3 protein-coding genes, 16 tRNA genes and 2 rRNA genes are annotated in these 6,235 nt (G+C 44.6%); all 21 read right to left on the minus strand.

The features are described 5' to 3' along the window. Nucleotides 1-17 precede the first annotated feature (17 nt). Nucleotides 18-1,304, minus strand: coding sequence for an ABC transporter substrate-binding protein (locus FZC79_RS19755; RefSeq protein ID WP_148948440.1), 1,287 nt, complete (start codon nt 1,302-1,304; stop codon nt 18-20). 71 nt (nt 1,305-1,375) lie between these two features. Next, entirely contained in the window at nt 1,376-2,203 is an 828-nt protein-coding gene (locus FZC79_RS19760) for a carbohydrate ABC transporter permease (RefSeq protein WP_148948441.1), read from the minus strand. Then, a complete protein-coding gene (locus FZC79_RS19765; protein ID WP_148948442.1) occupies nt 2,203-3,144 on the minus strand; it encodes a carbohydrate ABC transporter permease in 942 nt (313 codons plus the stop codon). The genes FZC79_RS19760 and FZC79_RS19765 overlap by 1 nt, the downstream gene beginning before the upstream one ends. Nucleotides 3,145-3,789: 645 nt before the next feature. Further along, nucleotides 3,790-3,863 (minus strand) — tRNA-Gly (locus FZC79_RS19770). 10 nt (nt 3,864-3,873) lie between these two features. Next, nucleotides 3,874-3,957, minus strand: a tRNA-Leu gene (locus FZC79_RS19775). A 10-nt stretch (nt 3,958-3,967) separates the two neighbouring features. Continuing rightward, nucleotides 3,968-4,041 (minus strand) — tRNA-Cys (locus FZC79_RS19780). Between the two features lie 2 nt (nt 4,042-4,043). Beyond that, nucleotides 4,044-4,118, minus strand: a tRNA-Gly gene (locus FZC79_RS19785). A 4-nt stretch (nt 4,119-4,122) separates the two neighbouring features. Further along, nucleotides 4,123-4,197: transfer RNA gene (locus FZC79_RS19790), tRNA-Gln, on the minus strand. Between the two features lie 43 nt (nt 4,198-4,240). Next, nucleotides 4,241-4,316: transfer RNA gene (locus tag FZC79_RS19795), tRNA-His, on the minus strand. 12 nt (nt 4,317-4,328) lie between these two features. Further along, nucleotides 4,329-4,402, minus strand: a tRNA-Trp gene (locus tag FZC79_RS19800). A gap of 42 nt (nt 4,403-4,444) precedes the next feature. Next, nucleotides 4,445-4,528 (minus strand) — tRNA-Tyr (locus FZC79_RS19805). 11 nt (nt 4,529-4,539) lie between these two features. Continuing rightward, nucleotides 4,540-4,615: transfer RNA gene (locus FZC79_RS19810), tRNA-Thr, on the minus strand. 12 nt (nt 4,616-4,627) lie between these two features. Next, nucleotides 4,628-4,703: transfer RNA gene (locus tag FZC79_RS19815), tRNA-Phe, on the minus strand. 160 nt (nt 4,704-4,863) lie between these two features. After that, nucleotides 4,864-4,940 (minus strand) — tRNA-Asp (locus FZC79_RS19820). Between the two features lie 6 nt (nt 4,941-4,946). Further along, nucleotides 4,947-5,020 (minus strand) — tRNA-Met (locus FZC79_RS19825). A gap of 40 nt (nt 5,021-5,060) precedes the next feature. Beyond that, nucleotides 5,061-5,136 (minus strand) — tRNA-Val (locus tag FZC79_RS19830). A gap of 55 nt (nt 5,137-5,191) precedes the next feature. Continuing rightward, a tRNA-Glu gene (locus tag FZC79_RS19835) sits at nt 5,192-5,266 on the minus strand. 13 nt (nt 5,267-5,279) lie between these two features. Beyond that, nucleotides 5,280-5,371, minus strand: a tRNA-Ser gene (locus FZC79_RS19840). Between the two features lie 5 nt (nt 5,372-5,376). Continuing rightward, nucleotides 5,377-5,451 (minus strand) — tRNA-Asn (locus FZC79_RS19845). Nucleotides 5,452-5,461: 10 nt separating this feature from the next. Beyond that, a 5S ribosomal RNA gene (gene rrf / locus FZC79_RS19850) occupies nt 5,462-5,578 on the minus strand. 264 nt (nt 5,579-5,842) lie between these two features. Further along, nucleotides 5,843-6,235, minus strand: a 23S ribosomal RNA gene (locus tag FZC79_RS23485); the annotation flags it as partial.

Below are 6,235 nucleotides of genomic sequence, written 5' to 3' on the forward strand. Positions count from 1 at the left end.
GCTTTCTATTAAGATGATTATTTCAAGTTATCCCATGACTGCTGGAATCTCTCAAGCAATGTGTCATAATCAATTTTCCCTGCCGCATACTCCTGGATAGCTGCAGCAAATTCTTTATTTGCTCCATCCGGCCATCTGAACCAAGTCCAAGGAATCGTTTTCTCTTCTTTAGAATATTCAAGAATAGACTGTCCAAGGTCACCAAGACCCGCCGGTTCGATATTATCGAACGCTGGAATGAAGGCAAATTCCTCAGTGATATAGCGCTTGCCTGTTTCAGAAGAAACCATCCACTCCAAGAATGTTTTCGCTTCTTCAAGATGCTCAGAGTTCTTATTCAGTACCCAGTTATTCGGTACTCCCACCGGCAGGCGGTCTGCGCTGCTTTCATCGTTGCTGTTCGGGATTGGGAGGAAGCCCATGTTGATTTCAGGATCGATTTCAGTGATCATGTTTTCAGTCCAGTTACCCTGTTGAAGCATCGCTGTTTCACCGGAAGCAAATAGAGTGACTTGTGTATTATAGTCAGTTGTTAATGGGTTGTCGTTTGCATATTTAAGCTCAGTATCAAGAACTTCTTTAAATTCCTTGAACTTCTCATTTCCTGTGATTTTTTCAGATCCATCATACAGTCCTTCAATGAAAGCAACAGGATCATCCTGCTGTGCAAATGGGATGTTCAGCAAATGCTGCCCGATTACCCACCACTCGCCATATCCTGCAGAAAATGGAGTGATTCCAGCAGCTTTCAATTTTTCAGAGGCATCCTTCAATTCATCGATAGTGGCAGGAGCTTCCGTAATCCCTGCTTTTTCAAAAAGGTCTTTGTTATACACAAAGCCATATCCTTCAAGGTTTACAGGCATACCATAAAGCTTGCCGTCCTCATCTGTCATAGGCACCTTGCCGATAGGAAGAACATGTTCTACCCAAGGCTCATCCGATAGATCAGCCAATTTTTCTTTCCATAGTTCAAGTTCTTTGAATCCGCCATTGTTGAAAATATCCGGCTCTTCACCTGATGCAAATTTAGCCTTAAGAGCTGCACCGTAATCTGCACCGCCGCCGACTGTTTCAAGCTTTACTTTGATATTTGGATGCTCAGCTTCGAATTCTTTAATCATTTCCGCAAGCTGATCGGCAATTTCCACCTTAAATTGGAAGAAGTTCAGTGTAACCACTTCATCTTCATTCCCTGAATCAGAATTACCATTGGAATTACCTGAAGTGTTTTCAGAAGAACATCCGGCTGCAATACCGAATACGAAAACTAAAGACATACATAAAAGCAGAAAACGTTTCATAAAAATTTCAACCTCCCTGGTATTAATTCATATTTTATATAAATTCCTGGATATTACCAGAAACTTTATATCTACTTAATAGAACCTGCAGCAATTCCTTTAATGATATGTTTCTGTAAGAACAGGAAGAAAATGATGACCGGTGTGATTCCGAGAACCAATGCCGCAAGCCCCATATCCCACTGTTTAGTATACTGAGCAAAGAAAGAACTCGCTGCCAAAGGAATCGTCCTTAACTCCGCATCCTGCAGAACCAGCAAAGGAAGCAGGTAATCGTTCCAGATCCATAATGTGTTCAAAATGATCACTGTAACGGTAATCGGCTTTAGAAGCGGGAAAACAATTCTCCAAAACACACCAAATTGACTGCAGCCATCAATCATCGCAGATTCCTCAATCTCTATCGGTACGGTCTTGACGAAACCATGAAATAGAAACAATGACAGAGGTACACCAAAGCCGAAATACATAATGATCAACCCTGGAATGCTGTTAGTCAGGTGAAGAGCTCCGCCCAGCTTCATAAGAGGAATCATGACGGTCTGAAATGGAATGACCATCGCAGATACAAAGACCACAAACAGCACCTTACTGAATCTGCCTGGCGTCCTAACCATCTTCCAGGCAGCCATTGAACTGATAATCACCAGACCGATATTACTGAATACGGTGATGACCAGAGAGTTCCAAAACGCTCTTGGAAAGTTGATGATATCCCACACCTTTGCGTAGTTGGAAAACAGAAATTCTTCCGGCCAAGCTGCAGCATCGATTAATATAGCAGCAAAAGGCTTTACCGAGTTAATCAGCACAAAGTAAAAGGGAACCAGGAAAATAAGTCCTACAATAATCCCGATAATTTCAAGTACAAATGTCCTTTTGGTATAACGGCTGCCCATTATGCCTCAACCTCCTTCTTCTTCGTCAGCATCACTTGAACCGTTGTGAAGACGGCCACAACCACAAAGAATAGGATGGATTTCGCTGTACCCAAGCCATAACGGTTGTTCTGGAACGCTTCCTGATAGATATTAATGGCGACTGACTGTGTCGAATTGAAAGGTCCTCCGCCAGTCAGGGAAATATTAAGATCAAATATCTTGAAGGCCATTGAAATCGTCAAGAAGAAACAAATCGTAAATGCCGGCAATATTAACGGGATAATGATCTTTGTTAAAACTGCCCACGCTGATGCTCCATCAATTTTAGCTGCTTCCAGAAGTGAATTATCAACTCCCTGTAACGCGGCAACATAGATGACCATCATGTATCCACTGATCTGCCAGGCAAAGACGATCACAATTCCCCAGAAAGCAGTATTCTCATCACCAAGCCACGGCATCTTGAAAAATCCAATTCCTGTCATGTTTCCAATCGAGGCAAACCCTTTTACAAAAATGAACTGCCAGATGAATCCCAGCAGCAATCCGCCAATAACATTTGGGATGAAGAAAACCGTTCTTAATATATTTCTAGTTTTTAAGGCTGCATTAAGCAGCAGCGCAAAGCTGAAACCTATTAAATTACTTATAATGACTGCAGCAAACATAAATTTAGTTGTAAACATAAAGGAATTAAAGAAAACAGGATCATTTGTGAAAATCTTCTTATAGTTCTCAATCCCAACCCATTGAACTGCCGAACTGACTCCATTCCAAGAAGTAAAAGAATAATAAAGCCCCATTAAAAATGGCACAATCTGAATCACCAGGAAAAACAGCAGTGCTGGTCCCACAAAGGCTGCATAGGTCAGTATGCTCTTATACCTTTTCTTCTTCATGGATGCCGTCTTGATCTGTATCTCCGGACTCACTGGCCCTGTCTCAATCTTTGTCTCCACCGGTATCACCGCCTGACTTAATACTTTCCTAAAGTATAATGGAAGCGCTTTCTAAAATGGGTATACAGAATTGACAAAGAAGGGGCAAAATTTTGATATGCTGGTGACAGTCACCACCCGAAGATTGTAGATTGTTGTCGAAAGGAGGTTGTGCAGCTAATACTTGTAAGATCTTAAGAGATGTTATTGATTTCTCTACAGGTATACGACTCAAGGGGCTGGCGTTGAAAGTAACTAACGTAAATATAACGGGAGATTTTACCCTTAATTTCAGAGTTGAGCTTGCGTTGGTGTAAATAAGGGGAATTTCTCCATCTATTTAAACTAAATTCGGGTACTTAGCATTAATTAAGGAAAAAATCCCCCTCTATTTTTAAAATGAAATTCCCTTACAAGATTCCTAAATTGATAAGAGCAACTCGTTACTGTTTATGATACAAAGGTCGGCATACTCAACATCGGCCTAGATAAGAATTACCTTTCCACCCACGGCATGCAAATGTTCTCAACATAAAAAATCGATTTTCCTATTGATACTCTTCTCTTGCATGAGCATTAAAAGAATCAGATCCTTAATTTTAATTAATATAAAAAAGAACACAAAAAAGCCTTTCTCATATTGAGAAAGGCTTGTGTATGTATGTATGGAGCGGGTGAAGGGAATCGAACCCTCATCATCAGCTTGGAAGGCTGAGGTTTTACCACTAAACTACACCCGCAATATACATATGGTACCGGTGGCCGGGGTCGAACCGGCACTCCAGAGGAACACGATTTTGAGTCGTGCGCGTCTGCCAATTCCGCCACACCGGCAAGTGTTGTTTGGAGGCGGCAACCGGATTTGAACCGGTGATAGAGGTTTTGCAGACCTCTGCCTTACCACTTGGCTATGCCGCCATTGGAGCGGAAGACGGGATTCGAACCCGCGACCCCCACCTTGGCAAGGTGGTGTTCTACCACTGAACTACTTCCGCAAATTGGCTGGGCTAGCTGGATTCGAACCAACGCATGTCGCAGTCAAAGTGCGATGCCTTACCGCTTGGCTATAGCCCATTGATATATTATATGCAGCTATGAAGTAATGGTTGAAAACTTATGGGGCGACTGATGGGAATCGAACCCACGAATGTCGGAACCACAATCCGATGCGTTAACCACTTCGCCACAATCGCCACAAGTTAAATTGGCAGGGGTAGTAGGAATCGAACCCACACTGGAGGTTTTGGAGACCTCTGTTCTACCTTTAAACTATACCCCTATGAAATTATATTTTTTTAATCTTACTTTGCTTAGTAAGAGATGGTGGAGGGGGGCAGATTCGAACTGCCGAACCCGAAGGAGCGGATTTACAGTCCGCCGCGTTTAGCCACTTCGCTACCCCTCCAAATATCCCGATGGTGCCGGCAAGAGGACTTGAACCCCCAACCTACTGATTACAAGTCAGTTGCTCTACCAGTTGAGCTACACCGGCAATCTGGAAAAATGGTGGCTCAGGACGGAATCGAACCGCCGACACATGGATTTTCAGTCCATTGCTCTACCAACTGAGCTACTGAGCCGTATTAGTTTCGGCTTCCGCTAAACTGCGAATTTCTTCGTCAGCGCCTTCGCTCACATCCTCACGCACCTATCAGTGCGCTCCGGGGTTCACTCAGTTGCTTCCTTGAACTTCTTGCTTATCGAAACCCTCTTAGTTTGAACTAAGATTTTATTTTAAAATGGCGGTCCGGACGGGACTCGAACCCGCGACCTCCTGCGTGACAGGCAGGCATTCTAACCAACTGAACTACCGGACCATGGTATTGCGGGGGCAGGATTTGAACCTGCGACCTTCGGGTTATGAGCCCGACGAGCTACCGAACTGCTCCACCCCGCGACGATATAATGTAGTTATTTTACTCCGCTTCGTAAAAATATGGTGGAGGATGACGGGATCGAACCGCCGACCCTCTGCTTGTAAGGCAGATGCTCTCCCAGCTGAGCTAATCCTCCGTTAATTTAACAATCACTTTTGTATGCTTGATGATTATTTACTTGGTGAAAAACCTGGTGACCCATACGGGATTCGAACCCGTGTTACCGCCGTGAAAGGGCGGTGTCTTAACCGCTTGACCAATGGGCCTTAAAAGTTATAATGGCGGAGAGCAAGGGATTTGAACCCTTGAGACAGGGTTACCCGCCTACACGATTTCCAATCGTGCTCCTTCGGCCACTCGGACAGCTCTCCATTATTGGCTCCGCAGGCAGGACTCGAACCTGCGACCGATCGGTTAACAGCCGATAGCTCTACCACTGAGCTACTGCGGAATAATACTAAGCCTGGCGACGTCCTACTCTCACAGGGGGAGATCCCCCAACTACCATCGGCGCTGAAGAGCTTAACTTCCGTGTTCGGCATGGGAACGGGTGTGACCTCTTCGCCTTAGTCACCAGACGTTGTCTTTTTAGGGACAAGTACTATTATAACGAGTTTTATAATTTTTGCAAGTGTTTTTTTGAAAAAATTATTCACTCAAAACTAGATAAAGTATTAGAAGAAAGAAGAAAGTATTCCGAGTTTCGCTGCATTTTGCAATCCAGCTCCGGCGGCTAGAGGCTCGGGGTCATATGTCATCAATCAGCCGAGGGCAAATACCGCCCTCATCTGCTTGCTGTCATATGCCTGTCGCCTCTGTTCAAGCCGCCTGCGCTTTTTACTGTGGTTAAGTCCTCGATCGATTAGTATCTGTCAGCTGCACGTGTCGCCACGCTTCCACCTCAGACCTATCTACCTGATCATCTTTCAGGGATCTTACTCACATAAAGTGATGGGAAATCTCATCTCGAGGGGGGCTTCATGCTTAGATGCTTTCAGCACTTATCCCTTCCGCACATAGCTACCCAGCGATGCCTTTGGCAAGACAACTGGTACACCAGCGGTGCGTCCATCCCGGTCCTCTCGTACTAAGGACAGCTCCTCTCAAATTTCCTGCGCCCACGACGGATAGGGACCGAACTGTCTCACGACGTTCTGAACCCAGCTCGCGTACCGCAATGACCAGCTTGGACCATGGTATGAAAAAATCAAGATACAAGAGGCAGAAGAAGGCTG

This window comes from Rossellomorea vietnamensis, assembly GCF_008180615.1.
In the GTDB taxonomy this organism is placed as follows: Bacteria; Bacillota; Bacilli; order Bacillales; family Bacillaceae_B; genus Rossellomorea; species Rossellomorea vietnamensis_D.